The sequence below is a fragment of the Acinetobacter sp. UBA801 genome (genome assembly GCA_002296655.1).
Classification (GTDB): domain Bacteria; phylum Pseudomonadota; class Gammaproteobacteria; order Pseudomonadales; family Moraxellaceae; genus Acinetobacter.
Window position 1 is genome coordinate 1 of record DBIN01000018.1, and the last position, 20,081, is coordinate 20,081.

General features: G+C 41.9%; 19 protein-coding genes and 1 pseudogene. 13 read left to right on the top strand and 7 right to left on the bottom strand.

All coding sequences use genetic code 11. From position 1 onward, the window contains the following. Nucleotides 1-248: 248 nt before the first annotated feature. The 3 genes from B2W49_RS02720 to B2W49_RS02730 form a co-directional block, all read right to left on the bottom strand. Nucleotides 249-1,664 carry an SLC13 family permease gene (locus B2W49_RS02720; RefSeq protein WP_291334251.1) on the bottom strand — a complete coding sequence of 472 codons (1,416 nt, stop codon included), beginning with the start codon at nucleotides 1,662-1,664 and terminating at the stop codon, nucleotides 249-251. Nucleotides 1,665-1,839: 175 nt separating this feature from the next. Next, nucleotides 1,840-2,622 carry a sulfite exporter TauE/SafE family protein gene (locus B2W49_RS02725; protein ID WP_291334252.1) on the bottom strand — a complete coding sequence of 261 codons (783 nt, stop codon included), beginning with the start codon at nucleotides 2,620-2,622 and terminating at the stop codon, nucleotides 1,840-1,842. Nucleotides 2,623-2,794: 172 nt separating this feature from the next. Then, nucleotides 2,795-3,535, bottom strand: coding sequence for an outer membrane protein OmpK (locus B2W49_RS02730; protein ID WP_291334253.1), 741 nt, complete (start codon nucleotides 3,533-3,535; stop codon nucleotides 2,795-2,797). A gap of 536 nt (nucleotides 3,536-4,071) precedes the next feature. Between B2W49_RS02730 and B2W49_RS02735 the strand changes: the two genes are divergently transcribed. The 6 genes and pseudogenes from B2W49_RS02735 (at nucleotide 4,072) to B2W49_RS02760 (ending at nucleotide 9,346) form a co-directional block, all read left to right on the top strand. Then, entirely contained in the window at nucleotides 4,072-4,437 is a 366-nt protein-coding gene (locus B2W49_RS02735) for an HPF/RaiA family ribosome-associated protein (protein ID WP_291334254.1), read from the top strand. Between the two features lie 175 nt (nucleotides 4,438-4,612). After that, on the top strand, nucleotides 4,613-5,155 hold the full coding sequence (locus tag B2W49_RS02740; protein ID WP_291334255.1) for an ankyrin repeat domain-containing protein: 543 nt from the start codon (nucleotides 4,613-4,615) through the stop codon (nucleotides 5,153-5,155). A gap of 16 nt (nucleotides 5,156-5,171) precedes the next feature. Beyond that, nucleotides 5,172-5,942: a transporter gene (locus tag B2W49_RS02745; protein ID WP_291334256.1), complete on the top strand. Its 771-nt coding sequence runs from the start codon at nucleotides 5,172-5,174 to the stop codon at nucleotides 5,940-5,942. Between the two features lie 106 nt (nucleotides 5,943-6,048). Further along, nucleotides 6,049-7,939, top strand: a pseudogene (gene dsbD, locus B2W49_RS02750) (protein-disulfide reductase DsbD). Further along, entirely contained in the window at nucleotides 7,936-8,616 is a 681-nt protein-coding gene (locus B2W49_RS02755; protein WP_291334257.1) for a glutathione S-transferase family protein, read from the top strand. Before dsbD ends, B2W49_RS02755 begins: the two are co-directional and overlap by 4 nt. A 172-nt stretch (nucleotides 8,617-8,788) precedes the next feature. Continuing rightward, nucleotides 8,789-9,346 (top strand): FMN-dependent NADH-azoreductase, encoded by a 558-nt coding sequence (locus B2W49_RS02760; protein WP_291334278.1) that lies wholly within the window; start codon nucleotides 8,789-8,791, stop codon nucleotides 9,344-9,346. Nucleotides 9,347-9,453: 107 nt separating this feature from the next. Here B2W49_RS02760 and B2W49_RS02765 read toward each other — a convergent pair whose 3' ends face one another. Then, complete coding sequence (locus tag B2W49_RS02765) at nucleotides 9,454-10,365, bottom strand: alpha/beta hydrolase (protein ID WP_291334258.1); 912 nt, start codon at nucleotides 10,363-10,365, stop codon at nucleotides 9,454-9,456. Nucleotides 10,366-10,519: 154 nt separating this feature from the next. On the opposite strand from B2W49_RS02765, the gene B2W49_RS02770 reads away from it, so the two are divergent. Continuing rightward, nucleotides 10,520-10,957, top strand: a complete 438-nt coding sequence (locus tag B2W49_RS02770; RefSeq protein ID WP_291334259.1) for a DUF2147 domain-containing protein — start codon at nucleotides 10,520-10,522, stop codon at nucleotides 10,955-10,957. A 95-nt stretch (nucleotides 10,958-11,052) separates the two neighbouring features. Here B2W49_RS02770 and B2W49_RS02775 read toward each other — a convergent pair whose 3' ends face one another. Beyond that, on the bottom strand, nucleotides 11,053-11,400 hold the full coding sequence (locus tag B2W49_RS02775) for a Spx/MgsR family RNA polymerase-binding regulatory protein (protein ID WP_291334260.1): 348 nt from the start codon (nucleotides 11,398-11,400) through the stop codon (nucleotides 11,053-11,055). A gap of 810 nt (nucleotides 11,401-12,210) precedes the next feature. Then, nucleotides 12,211-13,029: an exodeoxyribonuclease III gene (locus B2W49_RS02780; protein WP_291334261.1), complete on the bottom strand. Its 819-nt coding sequence runs from the start codon at nucleotides 13,027-13,029 to the stop codon at nucleotides 12,211-12,213. Nucleotides 13,030-13,068: 39 nt separating this feature from the next. Here B2W49_RS02780 and pyrE point away from each other — a divergent pair, with 39 nt between their 5' ends. Then, nucleotides 13,069-13,719, top strand: a complete 651-nt coding sequence (pyrE, locus tag B2W49_RS02785) for an orotate phosphoribosyltransferase (RefSeq protein WP_291334262.1) — start codon at nucleotides 13,069-13,071, stop codon at nucleotides 13,717-13,719. Nucleotides 13,720-14,084: 365 nt separating this feature from the next. Here the strand turns inward: pyrE and B2W49_RS02790 are convergent, their stop codons facing one another. After that, the gene (locus B2W49_RS02790; RefSeq protein WP_070155853.1) at nucleotides 14,085-14,279 is read right to left on the bottom strand and encodes a DUF3565 domain-containing protein; all 195 of its coding nucleotides are present in this window, start codon (nucleotides 14,277-14,279) and stop codon (nucleotides 14,085-14,087) included. Between the two features lie 116 nt (nucleotides 14,280-14,395). On the opposite strand from B2W49_RS02790, the gene gshB reads away from it, so the two are divergent. From gshB to B2W49_RS02815, 5 genes are all read left to right on the top strand, one after another. After that, nucleotides 14,396-15,340, top strand: coding sequence for a glutathione synthase (gene gshB, locus B2W49_RS02795; protein ID WP_291334263.1), 945 nt, complete (start codon nucleotides 14,396-14,398; stop codon nucleotides 15,338-15,340). Between the two features lie 320 nt (nucleotides 15,341-15,660). Then, nucleotides 15,661-16,764 carry an undecaprenyldiphospho-muramoylpentapeptide beta-N-acetylglucosaminyltransferase gene (gene murG / locus B2W49_RS02800; protein WP_291334264.1) on the top strand — a complete coding sequence of 368 codons (1,104 nt, stop codon included), beginning with the start codon at nucleotides 15,661-15,663 and terminating at the stop codon, nucleotides 16,762-16,764. Between the two features lie 3 nt (nucleotides 16,765-16,767). Then, nucleotides 16,768-18,216 carry a UDP-N-acetylmuramate--L-alanine ligase gene (murC, locus tag B2W49_RS02805; protein WP_291334265.1) on the top strand — a complete coding sequence of 483 codons (1,449 nt, stop codon included), beginning with the start codon at nucleotides 16,768-16,770 and terminating at the stop codon, nucleotides 18,214-18,216. A 56-nt stretch (nucleotides 18,217-18,272) separates the two neighbouring features. Beyond that, on the top strand, nucleotides 18,273-19,202 hold the full coding sequence (locus B2W49_RS02810; RefSeq protein WP_291334266.1) for a D-alanine--D-alanine ligase: 930 nt from the start codon (nucleotides 18,273-18,275) through the stop codon (nucleotides 19,200-19,202). Nucleotides 19,203-19,204: 2 nt separating this feature from the next. Beyond that, nucleotides 19,205-20,059, top strand: coding sequence for a cell division protein FtsQ/DivIB (locus B2W49_RS02815; RefSeq protein ID WP_291334267.1), 855 nt, complete (start codon nucleotides 19,205-19,207; stop codon nucleotides 20,057-20,059). The last annotated feature ends 22 nt before the right edge of the window (nucleotides 20,060-20,081 follow it).

Here is a 20,081-nt window from a genome sequence, read left to right on the forward strand (position 1 = left end):
CGCACCTCATGTTTGAATTCGCCTGGGCTAATTAAAATTAACCTTTCTTTGGCATTTTTTATCAGTTCTTCTAAGAAAAAATTGGTCGCGCTCGTATTTAAAAACTTAGCCATTTAACCCTCCTCATCGTGTCTAAATTATTAAGTCCTGAATATAGCGAATTTATTTATGTAATTATTTGATGATTAAAATATTCTAAAATTAAGATGAAAAAAACGGAGCATCTTGTGCTCCATTTTTATTGATACTTAACTAAAGAACCAATATACGAATAATGAAATAATAAATACGCACATGACGTTCAAGAAAATGCCCACACTCATCATTTCATTTTGTTTAATTTGACCTGTACCAAATACAATCGCATTTGGTGGCGTTGCCACAGGCAACATAAAGGCACACGATGCACCAATACCAATAATTACCACTAAAATTTCTTTTGGAATGCCCATTTGGTCTGCAATTGCAGCAAATACAGGGACCAATAATGCAGCAGACGCCGTATTGCTGGTAAATTCAGTTAAGAAAATAATGAAAATGGTCACCGCAAAAATCACCACCAATGGAGAGGTATCCCCAAAGGTATTGGCAAGGGTTTGACCCAATACCAAAGATGCACCTGAATCTTTTAAGATTGCACTGAGGGTTAGACCACCACCGAACAGTAATAACACGCCCCAATCGGTATTTTCAGCCACTTGCCTCCATGAGGCAGTACCTAGCATGACCACCAAACATGCAGCAGCTAATGCAGTCCATGTATCGGGTTGGCTAATACCAAAGGTTTCGCTAAGTTTTTTACCAAAAATCCATGCCACTGCAGTACATGCGAATAAAATCATCGTTGCAACACGGGTTTTGGTCCATGGAATGACTTCAGTTTCAAAACGAATTTTCTGGTTTAAATTTGGACGCAATACCAAATATAAGCTGACCAACATTGCTGGCAGTAAAATCAGCATCATTGGTAAACCAATTTTCATCCAGTCAGCAAAGTCATAGTCTAAAGCTTTGGCTGCAATGGCGTTTGGCGGAGAACCGACCAAAGTACCTAAACCACCTAAACTGGCAGAGTAAGCAATCCCCAACAAAATAAAAACGAAGGTTTTACGTTCTTTAGTGGCATCGAGGTGTGACAATAAACCCAATGCCAACGGTAACATCATCGCCGCCGTTGCTGTGTTGGAAATCCACATTGACAGCGCAGCAGTGACCACAAAAATAGATAAAACCGAAATTCCCAAGTGACCGCCCGACATGGAAATAATCCACATCGCAATTTTACGATCCAGTTTTTGAATGTGCAGCGCAGTTGCTAAGGCAAAACCACCAAAGAACAGGAAAATAACAGGATCGGCAAAAGTCGCCAACGCCTTGCTGGTACTAATAGGCTCAAGTACTTTACTGGCATTCTCTACAGGCATACCCAAAATTACGGCAAGCACTGGCACCAAAAGTGCGGTAATGGTAATGTGTACAGCTTCGGTGAGCCATAAAATACCAATAAAAAGCAACAGACTTAGACCCTTATTTGCATTTTCATCATAAGGCAAGACATTGTATAAACCGAAAGAGAGCAGGGCTGCAATTGCAACAATCACCCAGGTCTTGATCAGTTCTTTTCGCTTAATATTGGCTGGCACTTCTATATGGTTATTTTCCATAGAAGTTCACTCCGTCAAAAGGAATTAAAAGAAAAGAGGGAAGATTGGTCGATGCAAACGACCGAAGCAGTCTGAATAGACTTTTTTTTAAGCTAGCCTTAATTATAGGTGTAAAAATTTGTTTAAGCCAAAAAAATCTAAATAATTTTCCATTTGTTATGTTAATTTTATTGATTTATACCAGCAATGCAGGCTGTTTTAAAATGATGGATAATCCTTGAGCAATTGCGTAAATAGCCATAAAACCAAGTAAAGTAAATACAATGTGCTTAAATACAGCCTGAGAAATATTTTTACGAATCTGACTGCCCACATAAACCATTGCCAAAGAAATTAGGCAAATCAGTGCCAAAACTTTAAATTGTGTGCCGCTAAATTGTTGAATGACTGGATATAATACTGCCAGCTGAATGAGTTTAGAAATAATAAAATTTAAGTTACTAATTACTACAATATCAGTTTTGCTGTGTTTAGTGCTGAGTAAATACATCATCAGAAATGGTGCCATGGCATTCGTAGCACCACCAATCACACCTGCTAGAAAACCAAAAATTAACATATTTTTCAGTGAGGCAGAAATTTGCAAAGGATGTTGTCGAAATTGATCGGCCACGTAAAGCAGAATCAGTGTACCCATCGCAAATTTTAAATAGCCTTCATTTAGAATCAGCAGCAAACTGACGCCCAAATAGCTGCCAATCAGGGCACTGAGAATTAAGCCCCAATATTTTTTGCAGTAGCCATATAAACTGCTGAATAAAGATTGCTGGGTATCGCCCCGCAACATGAATAGATTTAACAGCAAACAGGGAATCAGGACTAAGGCAACCGCAGTACTCAGTGGATATAACATCGCCACCGCAGCCGTGCTGAGCATAGGAAAACCTAAACCGCTCATGCCATGCAAAATTGCAGCAATCGCACAAAACAGCAGAATAATGAAATCGGTTTTTTGCATGTGGGCTTCACAGTGCTTTTTATTTGAAATTTAACTCAATGTAGCGGAGTTTTGCGCTAAGTACAAATGGGTTGCGTGGTTATGAGCAAAGCATATTTATTGGAAACTATTTTAACGACCAATAAAAAAGCAAGACCGAGGTCTTGCTTTTTGAATAGCGACAATATGCAGCTTAGAAGTGGTATTTGACCAATGCGCTGACATCGTTTTGATTGATGCCTGATTTATTACCGTATTTGTTGTTCCAAACAGAGTGTTCGATACCGACATATAAACGTGTATTTGGCGAAATGTGTTTGCCTGCATTCCATTTATATTGTGTAGTCCAGTTGAGTTCGCTAGCGTGGTCATCTTCTGCAGTAGACCAATCAAGGAAACCATCTACTAAAAAGTCTTCAGCACCGACTTTAAATGGAAGACCGTAAGCAAACGTCATTTGATAATCATCTTGAGAGATATCTTTATCATTATCTGCTTTGTAGAAGTTCAATTGCGCATATTTGAAATATGGAAGCTCAAGATCAAAACCAATACCGTATAGGTAATTATTAAAGCCTTCGCCACCTTCCCAAGTGGTTGCAATTAAAACATCTTTAATTGGGCCAATGGCAAGTTTTTGACCAGAAACAGCACCTAAACTTAAACGTGGTGATACTTCAAAGTAAGTCTCATTGCCATCTACATCATTGTTTGAACGGTCAGCAAAGGCAAAGAAATCACCATATTTAAAACCAGCAGCGTATTCAAAAGTTACAGTGCTTTGCTCAATCTCTTGATCGCTAGTTAAAAAAGGTGATTTGTAATTTTCACCGTATAAACCTGTTACGCTGAAATCTTGCCAAATCGGTGCAGCTTGCGTAAAAGTTGCAGCAGTGGAGAGAGCGCATAGCGCAGCAATATGTGTAAATTTCATAAAATAAGACCCCAAGAAAAGCGTTTCAAGGATACAGATTCTTTAGCAAAAATAAAGCAAAATTCGATTATTGACGGGTCATTTTAGGGTGTTTGTGATCAGTTTTTGGATTGAGTGTTTTTTAAACGATTTAAAAACAATAGTCAAAATGCAAAGCAGAATATTGCAGGTGTGACTAAATACCTTTAAAAGCATCAAGTTGCTTATTGGCAATAGATTGAACAACATGGTGGCACTCAAATTGATCGCTTATTGAGCATCTAAGCTGAAATTGATGATAAAAGGGTTATTGTTTTGCTGCTTTTGTATAAATATCGCTTGCATATTTTTCATATAGGCCCGATATTCAAAGTATAGGGACACAGTTCTGCAGAATTAAAAGTGTTCATCATTCACGTAGGAGGAAGTGATTCCAAATTCAGTTGAAGTTGTACTTTATGCTGTAAAAACAGCAAATTATAAACACGCCAAAACGTATATATCTAAGATTTTGGCACAACAAGATTCAGAAATAACGAACGCAAGAGGATGAAATCATGAACATTGAAATCCGTACCGATAAAAACATTCAAAACAGTGATCGATTAATTAGTTACGTTCGTGAAGAACTGAATAATGAATTCCAACGCCACAGTGAGCGTATTACTCATTTTTCAGTACATTTTAGTGATGAAAATGGTGAAAAAGGCGGTGATGACGACATTCGTTGTATGATTGAAGCTCGTCCAGCAGGTTTAAAACCAGTGGTTGTGAATCACCGTGGTCATAATATTGATACAGCCATTCATGGTGCGATTGACCGCTTAAAACGCAGCCTAGAACATACGTTTGAGAAAAATGAGAATCCTCGTGGTGTACGCCCAGAATTTGTAGATACAGATGTTGGCGGTGACGACGAATAAGAATCATACCGTTTAGGTACTGTATTTAGGAGCCTCGCAAATTTTGCGAGGCTTTTTAGTGTTTGCACGCAGCCAATCCACAAAATTCACGATTTGCTGACATTTATCTCATACAAATGTCGCTTTATTGGGCATAATAGTTCTAAATTAAACATTGAATAAGAGAGCTCTCTGCATGTTAACTGCGCAACAACAAGTCTTGGTGCAAGCAATAGAAGAATTAGACCTTGCCCAAGTGCAACGCCTATTGGCAGACGGTTTAGACCCTAACTTTATGGATGCCGAAAAAGGCCCTGTGATTTCAGTTTGGTCAGATGGTTTATTTCAATGGTGGGAAAAAGTCTGTGAAGCATACGAAGCAGGTCAACCACTCACAGAGCAGCAAAAACAGCAAGATTTACAAGTGCATCTAGATATTTTAGAGGCATTGATTCAAGCTAAAGTGAATTTGCATTTATGGGATGCCGAAGAAATTTACGGCCCGTTATGGGATGCAGCCTCTGCAGCGTGTGTTCCTGCAGTACAGCGTTTATTGGATGAAAAAGTCGATCCGAACAGCAAAGATGAAGATGGTTTAACTATTCTATCTTCAATTAGTGATTTATTGTTTGATTGTGATTTTGATGAAATACAGTGGTCGGATGCTTTGCCAGAAGAACAACAGACTTTAGAAATGTTGCGTCGTTATGGCGCAAAAATGAGCAAAGAATTGGCCTAAGAGCAGAGATAATAATATGTCAGCATTAAAAACAGTTGGGTTAATCGTGGCGGCAGGCATCAGCATGCAGGTGAGCGCGGCAGATTTTGAATTTGATCGTCCTGGTGCAGGAATGAGTACGGGTATTACACCTGTAGGGAAATTGGCTTGGGAACAAGCTTTGCCAAGTGCAAGTTATCAGGAAAGCAACAATGCTTTGGGTGAAAAAGTTAAAACCACTCGCCTCAATGCTGACATGCTGTTACGTACAGGTTTGGCGCAAGATTTAGAGTTGCAGTTGGGCTGGCAAGGTCCTGCATGGAACAAAAGTAAAACGGAAGGTCAATCAGTTGAAGATGATGGTTTAGGCGATGTCAGCATTGGTTTGAAACAAGCCATTGACTTAAATGACGACAAACTTTCTATGGCCGTGTTGTTGCAAGCTTTAATTGCTACAGGCAATGATGGCTTTAGCGAAGAAGATGATATTTATAGCTTGGCTACAGCAGTCAACTATCAATACAGCGAGCTGTTAAAAACAGGCATTAACATGCGTTATGATGTGCAAAATAGCGATTGGGCGATTACAGCGATTCCCAATATTCAATACCGTTTAAACGATCAATGGTCGGGTTTTTCAGAATTGGTCTATCGTAAAGCTGAAAGTCAGGATAATGAATATGGCTTAACTTCAGGGGTGATTTACGCACTGAATGAACGCACTCAGCTGGATGCCAGTGTCGGCGTAGATTTAGACGATGAAGATAAAAGTTACCGGGCAGGTTTAGGGATGTCGTTCCTGTTTTAAGTGAACAGCACTTAAACAACAACTCAAAATGCAGCGCGTGTAAACAGTGATTTCACGTGCTGCATTTATTCAACAACAAAGTGTATGCGGAGGCAGCTAAAACAAGATGACACCGCCATTTTTTCAGCCGAGTGCAGCACAGTTAAATGCAGTGATTCGAGGCGTGGCTTATCATCTGAGTCACTATTTGCATAAAGCTGTGAGTATTTTATTGTTGGGTTGGCTGTTGCTGTTCAGTTTGAATGTGCAGGCAGAAGCACCTTTACTCCCACCTGAACAAGCTTTTCAGTTTAGTGTTGAATCGGTCAATTCGCAGCAAGCCGAACTACGCTGGAACATGCCTGAACAATATTATTTGTATCAGCATCAATTTAAGGTAGAGCATGGGCAGCAAGTACTGGCTTTAGAGTTGCCTCCCGCAGAAGATGTTTATGATGAAAATTATGGACATACTCAGGTTTATTATCGACAAGTCAGTTTTAAAATTCCTACACAGGCTGCGCAGCGCTATCAAGTGAGTTGGCAAGGTTGTGCGCAAGATCGACTTTGCTATCCACCACAGCGCATTGAATTTCAGACCGACAGCACGGGTTTGGTGATTTTAGACAATCAAAGTGCAGTACAAAAAAATCTGTGGGGCGGACACAGTAACCCACCCCAGAATGTGTTTTCGACAACTCAGAGCAACTCCACGCAAGCATCTTCAACAAGTGCTGCGACAGCGCAACCCATCACCGCACAAGATCAAATGTGGTCAGAAAAACTGGCACAAAGTTCGTTTGCTTATGGATTACTACTTTTTTTTGGTTTAGGGATTTTATTGGCTTTTACCCCATGCTCCTTGCCGATGCTACCGATTTTGACCTCTTTGTTGGTGCGTGAACATAAAGGCGTCAAAGCGTGGACGATTGCACTGGTTTTTGTCTGTAGCATGGCAATGGTTTATGCCATATTGGGTTTAATTGCGTCATCGGCTGGTTTGAATTTTCAGCGTTGGTTGCAGCAACCTGCTACTTTAATTGCCTTTAGTTCGCTGTTTGTGCTGTTTGCCTTAAATCTGTTTGGGCTGTTTGAAATCAAGTTGCCGCGTGCTTGGGTCAATCGACTCGATCAGGCACAATCCATGCAAAAAGGCGGTAATTTGGCAGGTGCGGCACTCATGGGCATGTTGTCGGCACTTTTAGTTGGCCCATGTATGACTGCACCACTGGCAGGGGCGTTATTATTTATTTCACAAACCCAAAGTCAGATGCAGGGGGCGTTGCTGCTATTTACGCTCGGTTTTGGTATGGGCACGCCGTTATTGTTTGCCAGTGTGCTTGGTGCAAAAGCTTTGCCACGCGCAGGTTTGTGGATGCATCAAGTCAAAGTGCTGTTTGCCTTTATTATGTTGGCATTGGCATTGTATTTTATTCGTCCTTTATTGGGTGAAGCATGGATGCAATGGCTTAGTTTAGCACTTGGACTGGGTTTTGTCGGCTATGTGCTGCATCGTTTGAGTGGCTATCATTGCGCTGCGGGCGATTTATCTGAGTGCGTTATTGGTGGTGGTGCCGTATTTGATTTATAACCAATATCAACACAGTCAGCGTTTTTGGCAGCAGGAAAACGATGCCGTCTTAGAATGGCACCGAGCAACGACTGCAACAGAATTACAACAGGTGCTTGCCCAAGCTCCGAAAAATCAGCGCATGATTATAGATGTCTATGCCGATTGGTGTGTGGCGTGCCGTCCGATTGAACAGCAGGTATTGACATCCTCCACCGTAAAACAGGCACTTGCAGAATTTTATTTAATTAAACTCGATTTAAGCCATTACGATGCCAGTCATCAAGCCTTGCTGAATCAATGGGAAATTTTAGGACCACCTACTTTTTTATTTTTGGATGCACGACAACAAGAAATTCGCAGCCTACGTTTAACGGGTGCATTTAACGAAAGCACTTTGTTAAATCAACTGCAGCAACTTCAAACCACACAGGAATCATCGCCATGATGCAGCTGTACATTGCCAATAAAAATTATTCGAGCTGGTCGATGCGCCCGTGGTTGGTACTAAAGGCATTTGACTTAGCCTTTGAAGAAATACAACTGAACTTTCCATGTGAACGTGGCGAGGGTGATTTTAAACAACGTGTCCTAGAAATTAACCCCAATGGTAAAGTGCCTGCCTTATTAGATCGGGGTAGATTGGTTTGGGATTCTCTCGCCATTTGCGAATACTTGGCAGAGCAATATCCTGAACAGGCACTTTGGCCACGTGATGCACAGCAACGAGCTTGGGCGCGTAGCATCAGCGCAGAAATGCACAGCGGTTTTACCGATTTACGCAGTTTATGTGGCATGAATATTCGCGCCAATTTAGCAGATGTGGGTGCAAAATTATGGCAAGAACATTCGGGTTTAAGACAGGATGTGGCACGCATTGAATACATTTGGTCGGCACGTCCTGCAGCAGATGGTTTCTTGTGTGTTGAATTTAGCATTGCCGATGCGTTTTATGCCCCTGTGGTGACACGTTTTATGAGCTATGCTTTGCCTGTGAGCGCAGAAAGCCAACAATATATGCAGCGGGTCATGCAACATCCAGCCATGCAGGCTTGGGTGCAGGCAGCTTTACAAGAACCGATGTGGGTCAATTATTTAGAGCCTTATCAAAGCCAAGCAAAATAACTTGGAAAAAGCAGGATCAGGAAAAAATCCTGCGGAAGTTTTCGTGCGGTAAAAAGGTCTTTTGTTCCAAAAAATAAAACCGAGTGTCTTATTTTTGCTAATTATTCTATTTTCGCTACAAGATTAAAATAGCGTTATTAAATGAATACGAGAGTGGAACATTCGCCTGTAAATTTTACACATCGACTCAAGTATTTTAGGTGAAAACTCAGTTTCACGTCAGTTGAGCCAAGCGATTGTGCAACAATTGACTGCAAAAAATAGCAATGCGCAGGTCGATTATTTAGATTTGGCACAACAGCCGATTCCGCACTTAACTGCCGAAATTTTAATGGGGCAGGATGCAGAACAAGCGGCTTTGGGTGAAAAAATCATCCAACAATATATTGATGCCGATGTCGTGGTGGTGGGTGCAGCCATGTATAACTTTGGTTTGACTTCAACTTTAAAAGCATGGATTGATCGCATCAGCGTGGCAGGTAAAACCTTTAAATATACCGAGCAAGGGCCTGTAGGCTTGGCGGGTGAGAAAAAAGCCTATATCGCCAGTAGCCGTGGCGGTGTGTATGGTGATAACAGCCCTGCCGACTTTCAGGAAGATTTCTTAAAAACCATCTTCAACTTTACAGGGGTGAATGATGTAGAAATTATTCGCGCTGAAGGGGTGAGCATGCCGGAATGTAAAGACAAAGCTGTTGCCAATGCGATGCAAAAAATTCAGGCGATTTAACCCACTATTTCAATAAAAAAAGCTCAGTGCCTTGAGGGTGCTGAGCTTTTTTTATATAGATGGATCGGCTAAAAGGGTTGGTTAGCAAAGCCTTGTTATGGTTGAACTTAGCTCTGATCTTGCCGATGTGCAAACTCTGCTAAATCTGCCAATGCACGTTGAGCTTCTTCAAACCACGGTGAAAACATTTGAAAATTGTGCCACATACCCGTGTAGAGTTTGTAATGCACTTCTACGCCTGCCTGTTCGGCTTTTTCTTTAAAACGTGTTGCATCATCCAGCAAAATTTCTTTAGAACCAATTTGCACTAAAACTGGTGGCAATTCATGTAAATCATCAAATAAGGGTGAAATTTGCGGGTCTGCCCGATCAAGTTCAGGCGGTACATAGTAATCAATACCTGTTTCCAGCGTTTCAATTGACAGCAGGGCATCATGCTTGCTGTTATAGCGCAACGATTCACTGGTGAGGGTTAAATCTAAAAATGGTGACAGCAGCATTAAACTACTCACTTGCGGCAAGTGCTCATCACGTATTTTTAAAGCCAACGCCAATGCTAAATTTGCACCGCAAGAATCTCCCGACAAAATAATATCTTTGGCGTGTATACCTTGCGCCAACAGACTTTGATAGACATCAAATACAGCTTCCAAAGCATTTGGAAAGGGATACTCAGGTGCAAGTGGATAATCGACATGAATCACTTGCATTTGGGTACGTGCCGCAACTTGACTCAAAAATGCCCGATGAGTGTTTAAGGAACCCAGAAAAAAAGCCCCGCCATGAATATGAAAAATGAGTTGTGTCGCAGCATTCTGTGGTTTTAATTCTTCGGCATGCAGACCTGCTAAACGAAGTGCGCGTACTTGCACCGACTTTTGCATGGGAAATAAACGACACATTTGCTCCAATGCAAAACGTATAGAATTGGGGGGTAAATTAAATTGGCTTGGTTTGCGAATGGTGGTTTTTAAAAACTGCTCTGTAATAATTTGTTTCCACATGGGGCTTATCTTCATGATTTTTCCATCTTGTTCTTTATTTGATCGGATATTTGTGTATTTACCAACATAATTTACAAGGGTACACTAAACGGTCACATTCAAAAATTGCAAATTTGTTGTGACTTTTTAATAATAAAGTTGTCTAATAGTAGACCAGGGAAACAAAACAATGAAAAAAATTGCACTTGCATTCGGGCTGTTAGGTTTAAGCGCTTTGGCCAATGCTGCAGATCCGCTTAACGGCACAGTTTGGAAAACAATTGACGACAAAACCAAACAACCCAAAGCCACGGTAAAATTTACTGAGCAAAAAAATGGAACTTTAACCGCCAGCATTCAGTCAATTTTAACGCCTGGTGAAGAAAATGCCTGTACAAAATGTGAAGGTCCGTATCACAACAAATCACTCAAAGGTTTGACCATTGTTCGCGGTCTGAAAAATACAGGTGGCACGAGCTACGATGGTGGTTCAATCCTTGATCCCCAAACAGGTAAAACCTACAAGCTCAAAGGTAAACTTGCCGATGGTGGTAAGAAACTTGAATTGCGTGGTTTCGTTGGTGTAGCGGCATTGGGTCGTAACCAAACATGGGTTCGTGCGAACTAAGTCTGTATTCCAACCTCTGCAATTGAAATCATATTGCACTGGATGTAAAAAAACCTGCTCCATATGAGCAGGTTTTTTATTGGTATTCTTACAACTTAACCCAAAGCACGATAAGCCACTTCATCAAAACCCGCAATAAATCCTGATTCGGTTTTTAAGACAGGACGTTTAATTAAACTGGTGTGAGTGCAAAGTGCCTCAATTAAGTTGGTCTCACTGGCCAAAGCGGCTTGCTGTTCTGCTTCGCTAAGTTTGCGCCAAGTGGTGCCTTTTTTATTCAGTACCACATCTTGCCCAAGTGCATCTAACCAACTTTTGACAGTGCCGGCATCAATCCCTTGCTTTTTATAATCGTGAAACTCATAACTTAGCCCCAATTCATTGAGTAAATCGAAGGCTTTTTTCATTGAGTTGCAGTTTTTAATACCATAAATTTTTAACATATTTTTTCACGTTAATATCATCAAATTGGTTATAGCCTAGCCCAAAACAGCGTTAAGCGCTAGAAACCAGCAGTGGACAATGATTGGCTGTTTAAATTGTATGTGTCATCAATACGTCATACCAATGTCACCAAATTGACACTTGATCACTCTAAAATGGGATGCATAAGCGGAACAAAATGAAAAACTTGCTAAGAATAGACTCAAGTGAAAATAAAAAATACAGTGAAGAACAACAGTAACAGCGCAAAACAGAAAATAAGACGATAAAAAGAGAAAACCCGCATTTAATCATCCTGATTATGCGGGTCTCATTTTAACGTCCATTGTTACTTCCTTGAAACTAACCAAAACCAGTTAGTTTATTTTCCATCCTTCGGCTTCCAATCCTTTTGTGTCATCCTGACTGTCCCTTTGCCGTGATGCAATAATGCGCTGAATGGCCCTGAAGTTAAATGCACAAAGTCGACAGATTATGTGCGAATTGAACCTCAGTTAAGTGAACATGTGTTCACTCATTTAGGCAGTAAAATTTGTGTGAATAAGGGACTATTGGCAATTCGTCTATGTTTGCGACTACGCATATTTTTTAGCTGATATAAGGCATGGGACAGGAAATTTAGTCATTCTAAATGACTGGCTCATAACGCAATAGCAGAAAAAAATATGCTTGTCCTGAAAGGCTGTGGCTAAAACTTTCTCAGATTGCGTTATGAAACTTGCCAATAGTCTCGCTATTCCCTACGTTTCATGCCTGATCTGCTCAGTTTTAGCCTACAGCGCAAGCCATTTATGAAATGCCAACAGTCCCTAAATCTTATAATCAATAATTACTGGAGCATGGTCACTAAACCATTCCTCTTTATACACCCAAGCATTGACAGTACGTGCTTTCCAGTCGGGTGAACAGGCATGATAATCAATCCGCCAACCAACGTTGTTAGCACGGGCTTGCCCTCGATTTGACCACCAAGAATACAACTCTGCTTCCTGACGCACTTCACGGAAGGTATCAACATAGCCTAAATCATTATAAATATGATCTAACCATGCCCGTTCATGCGGCAAACAGCCTGAAGACTTTTGGTTGCCTGACCAGTTTTTAATATCAATACGTTTATGCACGATGTTGTAGTCGCCACAGACGATGATAGATTTATTCTCTTCACGCCACTGCTTTAGAATTTTTTGATACTCTTCTAAAAAGTGATCTTTCCGCATTTGCGCTTCTTCTCCTGAAGAGCCGGAAGGTAAATACAGTGAACAGATGTAAATTGGATGATCCAGTCCTACATCAAACTCGGCACTGATAAAACGACCTTGTGAGTCTGCCAATTCAAAACCTAAACCATTTTGCACCGAAACAAACGGCAAACGGCTATAAATGGCTGTACCTGCGTAGCCTGCGCGTTCTGCGGGGAATAGATGCGTATACCAGCCTTCGGGCTTAAACTTATCGGTCCATTGGGCGTGGGTGATACGACTTTCCTGCATGCAAACCACATCTGCTTCAGACTTTTCCAACCATTCGAGTAAGCCTTTGCTTACCGATGAACGCAACCCATTGACGTTAATTGAAACCACTCGAAGAATTTTTTGATCACTCGGATAGCTACTCTTTGGTATCATGCTCAGGTCTTACCTCAATGTATTAATTTGGAGCACCTCATGACATCGCCAGCTCAATTTAACCCGCAAGCTTTTATCGAACTCGCCTTATCACGTGGTGTGCTTAAATTTGGTGAGTTTACTTTAAAATCGGGTCGTGTGAGTCCTTATTTTTTTAACGCAGGTTTGTTGAATGACGGCGAGGCCTTATCACTATTGGCTTCAGGCTATGCAGATCAACTTATGCAATGCAAAAATGTAGATGTGATTTTCGGGCCTGCCTATAAGGGGATTCCATTTGTTGCGGCTACTGCGGTGGCTTTATCTCAAAATCATGGCGTGAGTGTGCCGTGGGGCTTTAACCGTAAAGAAGCTAAAGATCATGGCGAAGGCGGTGTGCTCGTTGGCGCTGCAGTTGAGGGTAAAAAGGTTTGGATTATTGATGATGTGATCACTGCGGGTACAGCTATTCGCGAAGTAGTCACCATTTTGAAAAATGCAGGCGCACAAATTGCGGGTGTATTGGTCGCTTTAGACCGTCAAGAAAAAGGCCAGGGCGATTTGTCTGCCATTCAGGAAGTGCAAAAAGAGCTGGAAATTCCTGTACATGCTTTGATTACCATGAAAGATTTAATGAATTATTTAGATGCCAAAGGTGAAAAAGATGCCTTGGCAAAAATGGAAGCGTACCGTGTGAAGTATGGGGTTTAAGTCTCATGAGCATTATTTGATGATCGTGTGGAACGTTGATCAATGATTTAGCTCGGAACGTGACAAATCTATAAAAAAAAGCCCAGATCGGTAGGTTTGGGTTTTTGTTTTTTTAATAATACATTGAATTATAATGAATACTTTTTTGTATCAGAACTGCATGATGTTAAGCTTAGAAAAATTAAATTTTAGTTTCTTTAGAGATCTGCGTCTATAAGAAAACAGAAGAAGGTGAACTGATCATTTTGAAGTTGGTTCGATTAGGTCGTCATTGTGAGCTGGTAATTTGAACTGTAATATTACCTAACCTGAGCTTGATTCATTCCTATTGAGCGTTCAACTAATACATCTACATCTAAGTGTATTCACTCAGTTTCCTCCTCACATTTCTTACACTCCAGCATGACTCCCAGCTTTTCCTTGCGCCCTTGTTCTGTGATTACCCACGGGCGGTTTTGCCACGGCGGATTATGCCGCACATGCTGCCCATGACCGCAGGCCAAATCTGCAACCCAATCATTTTCTTCATCTAAATGAAAGCCAATAATCGCTTGTTGCATCGCATACTCCTAAGTACATGATGATCGTGGATAAAGTGTTACGAAAATTGCAGCAAAACCAAAGCCAAACTCCGCTATACTTTTGCTTATTCAATTCTTCAAAAGAGCACCGAAATATGCGCGTACTTGTGGTGATGGACCCTATTGAAACAGTCAATCTCAAAAAAGATTCCACCATGGCAATGCTATGGGCTGCTTCACGTCGTGGGCATACCTTGGGCTATGCATTACAACAAGACTTATATATTGATCAGGGCAAGGCATTTGGTCTGATTGCACCGCTCAAAGTCTTTGAAGACTATAACCATTATTACGAATTGGGCGAAAAACGCAAAGAATCCTTAGCCGATTATGATGTCATTCTCATGCGTAAAGACCCGCCTTTTAACATGAATTTCGTTTATACCACGTATATCTTAGAGCAAGCTGAACGCGAAGGCGCATGGATCATCAACAAACCGCAAAGCTTGCGTGACTGTAATGAGAAACTGTTTGCGACCCAATTCCCAGAACTACAAGTTCCAACATTGGTTACTTCACAACAAAGCCTGATTCGTGAATTTATTCAGCAACATGGCGATGTGATTGTTAAACCGCTCGATGGTATGGGCGGCATGGGAATTTTCCGTTTGTACCAAGACGGGGTCAATATTGGCTCAACCATTGAAATTTTGACCAACAACGGTACTCAGCCCATCATGGCGCAGCGTTATATTCCAGAAATTGTAGAGGGTGATAAACGCATTCTCATGGTCAATGGCGAGCCTGTACCGTATTGTTTGGCGCGTATTCCACAAAATGGCGAAGTGCGTGGCAACCTAGCTGCAGGTGGTTTGGGCGAAGCACGTCCATTGACTGAAAATGACAAAGCCATTGCCGCCAAAGTTGGACCATTTTTACGTGAAAAAGGCTTGGTTTTTGTCGGATTAGATGTGATTGGCAACTATGTCACAGAAATTAACGTGACCAGTCCAACGTGTATTCGTGAAATTGACGCACAGTTTGGTACATCTATTGCTGATGATTTATTTGCAGTACTTGAAGCAGGTCGTCCCAACTAAATTGGGGCTTTATGCTCACTGTATCAATACAAAAGCCGTTCTCTATTTGAAAGCGGCTTTATTTTTAGAGAAGGGGGATACAAAAAACAACTTAAAACCTTTGCAAAAGAGTTCAAGTAAAGCAGCTAAAATTGAATAAAAATTAACATTATCCGTAGATTAATAATAAAACTAGTTTAAACTTGAAAATCTGTAGAAAAAAACAATCAAGCACTTGGTGAAAAAAAGTAAATAACCTTTCAAGCCCATGCGTTTGTGATTACAATTGATAGCTTATACAAGATTTTTATTTGCATTATTTTGAGTTGAAGAATTAAACCGTGACTGACGCACAGCAACAACAGCCTAAACATGTCATGATGATGGCCGCAGGTACAGGTGGACATGTTTTCCCCGCTTTGGCCGTCGCAAAACAATTACAGCAACAAGGGATTCAAGTGTCATGGTTGGCGACCCCAGTGGGCATGGAAAATCGTCTGCTTAAAAATCACAATATCCCGATTTACCAAATTAATATTCAAGGCGTGCGTGGCAACGGGTTGATCCGTAAACTGGCTGCGCCATTTAAAATTTTAGGCGCAACGCTCAGTGCCATGCGTTACATGAAACAATTAAAAGTTGATGCAGTTGCAGGTTTTGGTGGTTATGTAGCAGGGCCAGGTGGCTTGGCAGCACGCGCTTTGGGTATTCCTGTGCTGATTCACGAACAAAATGCAGTCGCGGGTTTTACCAACACTCAATTGTCACGTGTGGCAAAAACGGTGTGTCAGGCTTTTCCAAATACTTTTCCAAACAGTGACAAAATCGTTACCACAGGCAACCCTGTACGTGAAGAAATCACCGCGACCTTAAGCCCTGCATGGCGCTATCAGGAACGTGAAAAAGCAGGCTTGCCAATTCGAATTTTAATTGTGGGTGGTTCACTTGGTGCACAAGCCTTAAACGAATGTGTACCTGAAGCATTAAAGCAACTGAATGTTGCTTTAGATGTTTATCATCAATGTGGGCAAAACCATGCCGAAGCGACGCAGGCACGTTATGCGCACAAGCCTGACCATTTACAGGTTGAGGTACAGCCTTTTATTGAAGATATGGCCAAAGCCTATAGTGATGCCGATTTAATTATTTGTCGTGCGGGCGCACTTACGGTAACCGAGGTCGCGACTGCAGGTGTTGCGGCAGTATTTGTACCATTGCCTAGCGCAGTGGATGATCACCAAACTGCCAATGCCAAGTTTTTAGCCGATCTTGGTGCAGCAAAAATCTGTCCGCAAGCCAGCATGACCCCCGAAAGTTTAACAACATTATTAACCCCGTTAATGAATCGTCAATTGTTGTCTGAAATGGCGGTCAAAGCCCGTCAGCAGGCACAGCCTGATGCAACACAACACGTGGTTCGTCTTATTCAAGCTTTGTTCGAGTAAAATATGTCTCCATCTACACCCGCTGATCAAGCGAAAAAATTAATCAAAGTGCCTGAAATGCGCCGTATCAAACACATTCATTTTGTGGGTATTGGTGGCGCGGGGATGTGTGGCATTGCCGAAGTCTTGAAGAACCAAGGCTATAAAGTATCGGGTTCAGACATCAAAGCCTCAAAAACCACAGCGCAATTAGAAGAAAACGGCATCAAGGTTTATATTGGGCATGCGGCAGACCATATTAAAGGCGCAAATGTGTTGGTGGTGTCTACTGCAATTGACCAAGAAAACCCGGAAATTAAAGCAGCAATTGACACCCGTATTCCTGTGGTGCGTCGTGCTGAAATGCTGGGCGAGTTGATGCGTTATCGTCATGGTATTGCAGTGGCGGGTACACATGGCAAAACCACCACCACCAGTTTAATTACCTGTATGTTGGCCGAAGAAAACATGGATCCAACTTATGTGATTGGTGGTTTGTTAAACCGTACTGGAGTCAATGCAGCATTGGGTGCGAGCCGTTATATCGTGGCAGAAGCCGATGAATCTGATGCATCGTTCTTATTCCTAGAGCCAATGGCGGCTGTCGTGACCAATATTGATGCCGATCATATGGACACCTATGGCGGTAGTTTTGATACTTTAAAAGATACCTTCATTCAATTCTTGCACAAATTGCCATTTTACGGCTTAGCTGTCGTGTGTGGTGATGATGCCAATATCCGTGAAATTATGCCACGTATCGGGCGTCCGGTATTGACCTATGGTTTTAACGAAGACAACGATATTCGTGCCATTGATGTCGATCAAGATGGTATGCGTACACACTTTACCGTATTGCGTAAAGACCGCGAACCATTGCGCGTGACGGTGAATCAACCAGGCCTGCATAACGTATTAAATGCTTTGGCTGCAATTGGAATTGCCACCGATGAAGGCGTTTCTGATGGTGCAATTTGCCGTGCTTTAGAAGGCTTTAGCGGTGTTGGTCGTCGTTTCCAAGTACAAGGTGAGTTTGCGGTAGCAGACGGCAATGTGAAATTGGTAGATGACTACGGACATCACCCGAAAGAAGTGGAAGCCACCATTAAAGCTGCGCGTCAAAGTCATCCTGACCGCCGTTTGGTGATGTTGTTCCAACCACACCGTTTTAGTCGTACTCGTGACTGTTTTGATGACTTTGTTGAGGTGTTGTCACAAGTCGATCAATTGTTATTGTTGGATGTTTATCCTGCGGGTGAAAAACCAATTGTTGGCGCAGATAGCCGTACTTTGGCACGCAGTATTCGTTTGCGTGGTCAGGTTGAGCCAATTTTAGTCGATCCAAACGATGGCAACTTACCGAATATTGTGAAACAAGTGTTACAGGCCAATGACTTGTTATTGACCCAAGGTGCAGGTAATGTGGGGGCGATTTCAATCGAGCTTGCACAAAACCATTTGTATTTAAAATAATCACAACTTGTGATGTTTGAATTTGATCGACCAGTTTAAAGTTTAAGGATATAAACGTGTCAAATGCTTCAAAGTTCGGCAAAGTTGCCGTGTTGTTGGGTGGAAAATCTGCTGAGCGTGAGGTTTCTCTAGACAGCGGTCAAGCAGTACTCGAAGCACTGCTACGTTCAGGGGTGAATGCAGAAGCATTTGATCCACACACACGTAGTGTGACCGAATTGGTCAATTATGATCGTGCCTTTATTGTGTTACACGGGCGCGGTGGTGAAGATGGTCAAATTCAAGGTGTTTTGGAATGGTTGAATATTCCATACACGGGGACGGGCGTGCAAGGTTCAGCCATTGGCATGGACAAAGTGAAAACCAAGCAAATTTGGCAAGGTTCTGATTTGCCAACTGCGCCATACCGTATTGTTAGCAAAGATTCCAATATTGAAGACGTGGTTGCCGAGTTGGGCTTACCACTCATCATCAAGCCTGTGCATGAAGGTTCTAGTATTGGTATGAGCAAAGTCGAAAAAGTTGAAGACTTTGCCAATGCTGTAGCGAAAGCAACTGCACATGATGACATTGTCATGGCTGAAAAATGGATTACAGGACGTGAATTTACCATCGTGCTGTTAAATGGTCAGGCTTTACCGATTATTCGTTTAGAACCACCGAAAGATGTAGCATTCTATGATTATGAAGCCAAATATCAGCGTAACGATGTGCAATACGGTATTCCGTGTGGTTTAAGCGCTGTCGAAGAGCAACAGTTACAAGCTTTAGCATTGCGTGCCTTCCAAGCAGTGGGTGCAAGTGGTTGGGGGCGTATTGATGCCATGCAAGATGAAAAGGGCAATTTCTGGTTATTGGAAGTAAATACCGTACCAGGAATGACCAGCCATTCTTTAGTTCCGAAAGCGGCAAATGCAGTTGGCTATAGTTTTGATGAGCTGTGTGTGGCAATTTTGGCACAAACCCTTACAGGTGAAGCACACTAAATATGGCTCAACTTCCTGCATCCTTGCGCCGTAAACGGGCAGCGATTACCTCGATTCATGATAAACCGCCAACAGCCAAAGAAAAGCTGATCCATTTTGGCGGTTGGGTAATGCTGTGCGTTGCAGTGCTCGTGCTGGCAGTGGGTGCGTACGGGCTATATAAAGTCATGACTGATGCACAAATTGCCAAGCTAGATGTAGTGGGTACACGTTCAGATGCGGAACATCGCCAAGTGATGATGCATGTGAACCCTGTGATGACCAAGAACTATTTCACCTCTAACCTAGAGCAAATCCGCGATACCGCTTTGGAGTTGTCTTGGGTAGATCGAGTAGTGGTTTCACGCGCTTGGCCGAATGCCATTCGTGTACGGGTCATGCCGCGTCATCCAATTGCGCGTTGGGGTACAGGTCGTTTGCTCAGTGACAGCGGTGAAGTCTTTACCGAGGTCACGCCACAAAATAATCAACATTTACCGTTATTACACGGGCCAACGCATCAATCTAAAATGATGATGCGTCGTTATAATGAAATTAACCAATTATTCTTACCCGTTAACGATCGTTTAAAAGAACTATATTTAACAGAACGTATGACGTGGTTTATGCAGTTTGATTCAGGTCTACGTGTTATTGTAGATAAAGATCAAACCATGAGTAAGCTGCAGCGCTTAGGGCATCTTGCACAAAGTGATTTGAAGCCTGTATGGTCTAAAATATCCGCCATCGATTTGCGTTATCGCAATGGTTTGGCCATTCAATGGAAAAATTCAATTCCGCCAAAAATTGCAAATGGTCACTTTGTTGTAACGATTGATGACACAAGCATTGCAGAGGGAATAAGAGCAAAGCCATAATATTGGGCTTTAAAAAATAGAG

Bases quoted from the DNA above. Each gene is read 5' to 3' on its own strand.
- B2W49_RS02720 (WP_291334251.1), bottom strand. From the start codon at position 1,664: ATGGAAAATAACCATATAGAAGTGCCAGCCAATATTAAGCGAAAAGAA.
- B2W49_RS02725 (WP_291334252.1), bottom strand. From the start codon at position 2,622: ATGCAAAAAACCGATTTCATTATTCTGCTGTTTTGTGCGATTGCTGCA.
- B2W49_RS02730 (WP_291334253.1), bottom strand. From the start codon at position 3,535: ATGAAATTTACACATATTGCTGCGCTATGCGCTCTCTCCACTGCTGCA.
- B2W49_RS02735 (WP_291334254.1), top strand. From the start codon at position 4,072: ATGAACATTGAAATCCGTACCGATAAAAACATTCAAAACAGTGATCGA.
- B2W49_RS02740 (WP_291334255.1), top strand. From the start codon at position 4,613: ATGTTAACTGCGCAACAACAAGTCTTGGTGCAAGCAATAGAAGAATTA.
- B2W49_RS02745 (WP_291334256.1), top strand. From the start codon at position 5,172: ATGTCAGCATTAAAAACAGTTGGGTTAATCGTGGCGGCAGGCATCAGC.
- B2W49_RS02755 (WP_291334257.1), top strand. From the start codon at position 7,936: ATGATGCAGCTGTACATTGCCAATAAAAATTATTCGAGCTGGTCGATG.
- B2W49_RS02765 (WP_291334258.1), bottom strand. From the start codon at position 10,365: ATGAAGATAAGCCCCATGTGGAAACAAATTATTACAGAGCAGTTTTTA.
- B2W49_RS02770 (WP_291334259.1), top strand. From the start codon at position 10,520: ATGAAAAAAATTGCACTTGCATTCGGGCTGTTAGGTTTAAGCGCTTTG.
- B2W49_RS02775 (WP_291334260.1), bottom strand. From the start codon at position 11,400: ATGTTAAAAATTTATGGTATTAAAAACTGCAACTCAATGAAAAAAGCC.
- B2W49_RS02780 (WP_291334261.1), bottom strand. From the start codon at position 13,029: ATGATACCAAAGAGTAGCTATCCGAGTGATCAAAAAATTCTTCGAGTG.
- pyrE (WP_291334262.1), top strand. From the start codon at position 13,069: ATGACATCGCCAGCTCAATTTAACCCGCAAGCTTTTATCGAACTCGCC.
- B2W49_RS02790 (WP_070155853.1), bottom strand. From the start codon at position 14,279: ATGCAACAAGCGATTATTGGCTTTCATTTAGATGAAGAAAATGATTGG.
- gshB (WP_291334263.1), top strand. From the start codon at position 14,396: ATGCGCGTACTTGTGGTGATGGACCCTATTGAAACAGTCAATCTCAAA.
- murC (WP_291334265.1), top strand. From the start codon at position 16,768: ATGTCTCCATCTACACCCGCTGATCAAGCGAAAAAATTAATCAAAGTG.
- B2W49_RS02815 (WP_291334267.1), top strand. From the start codon at position 19,205: ATGGCTCAACTTCCTGCATCCTTGCGCCGTAAACGGGCAGCGATTACC.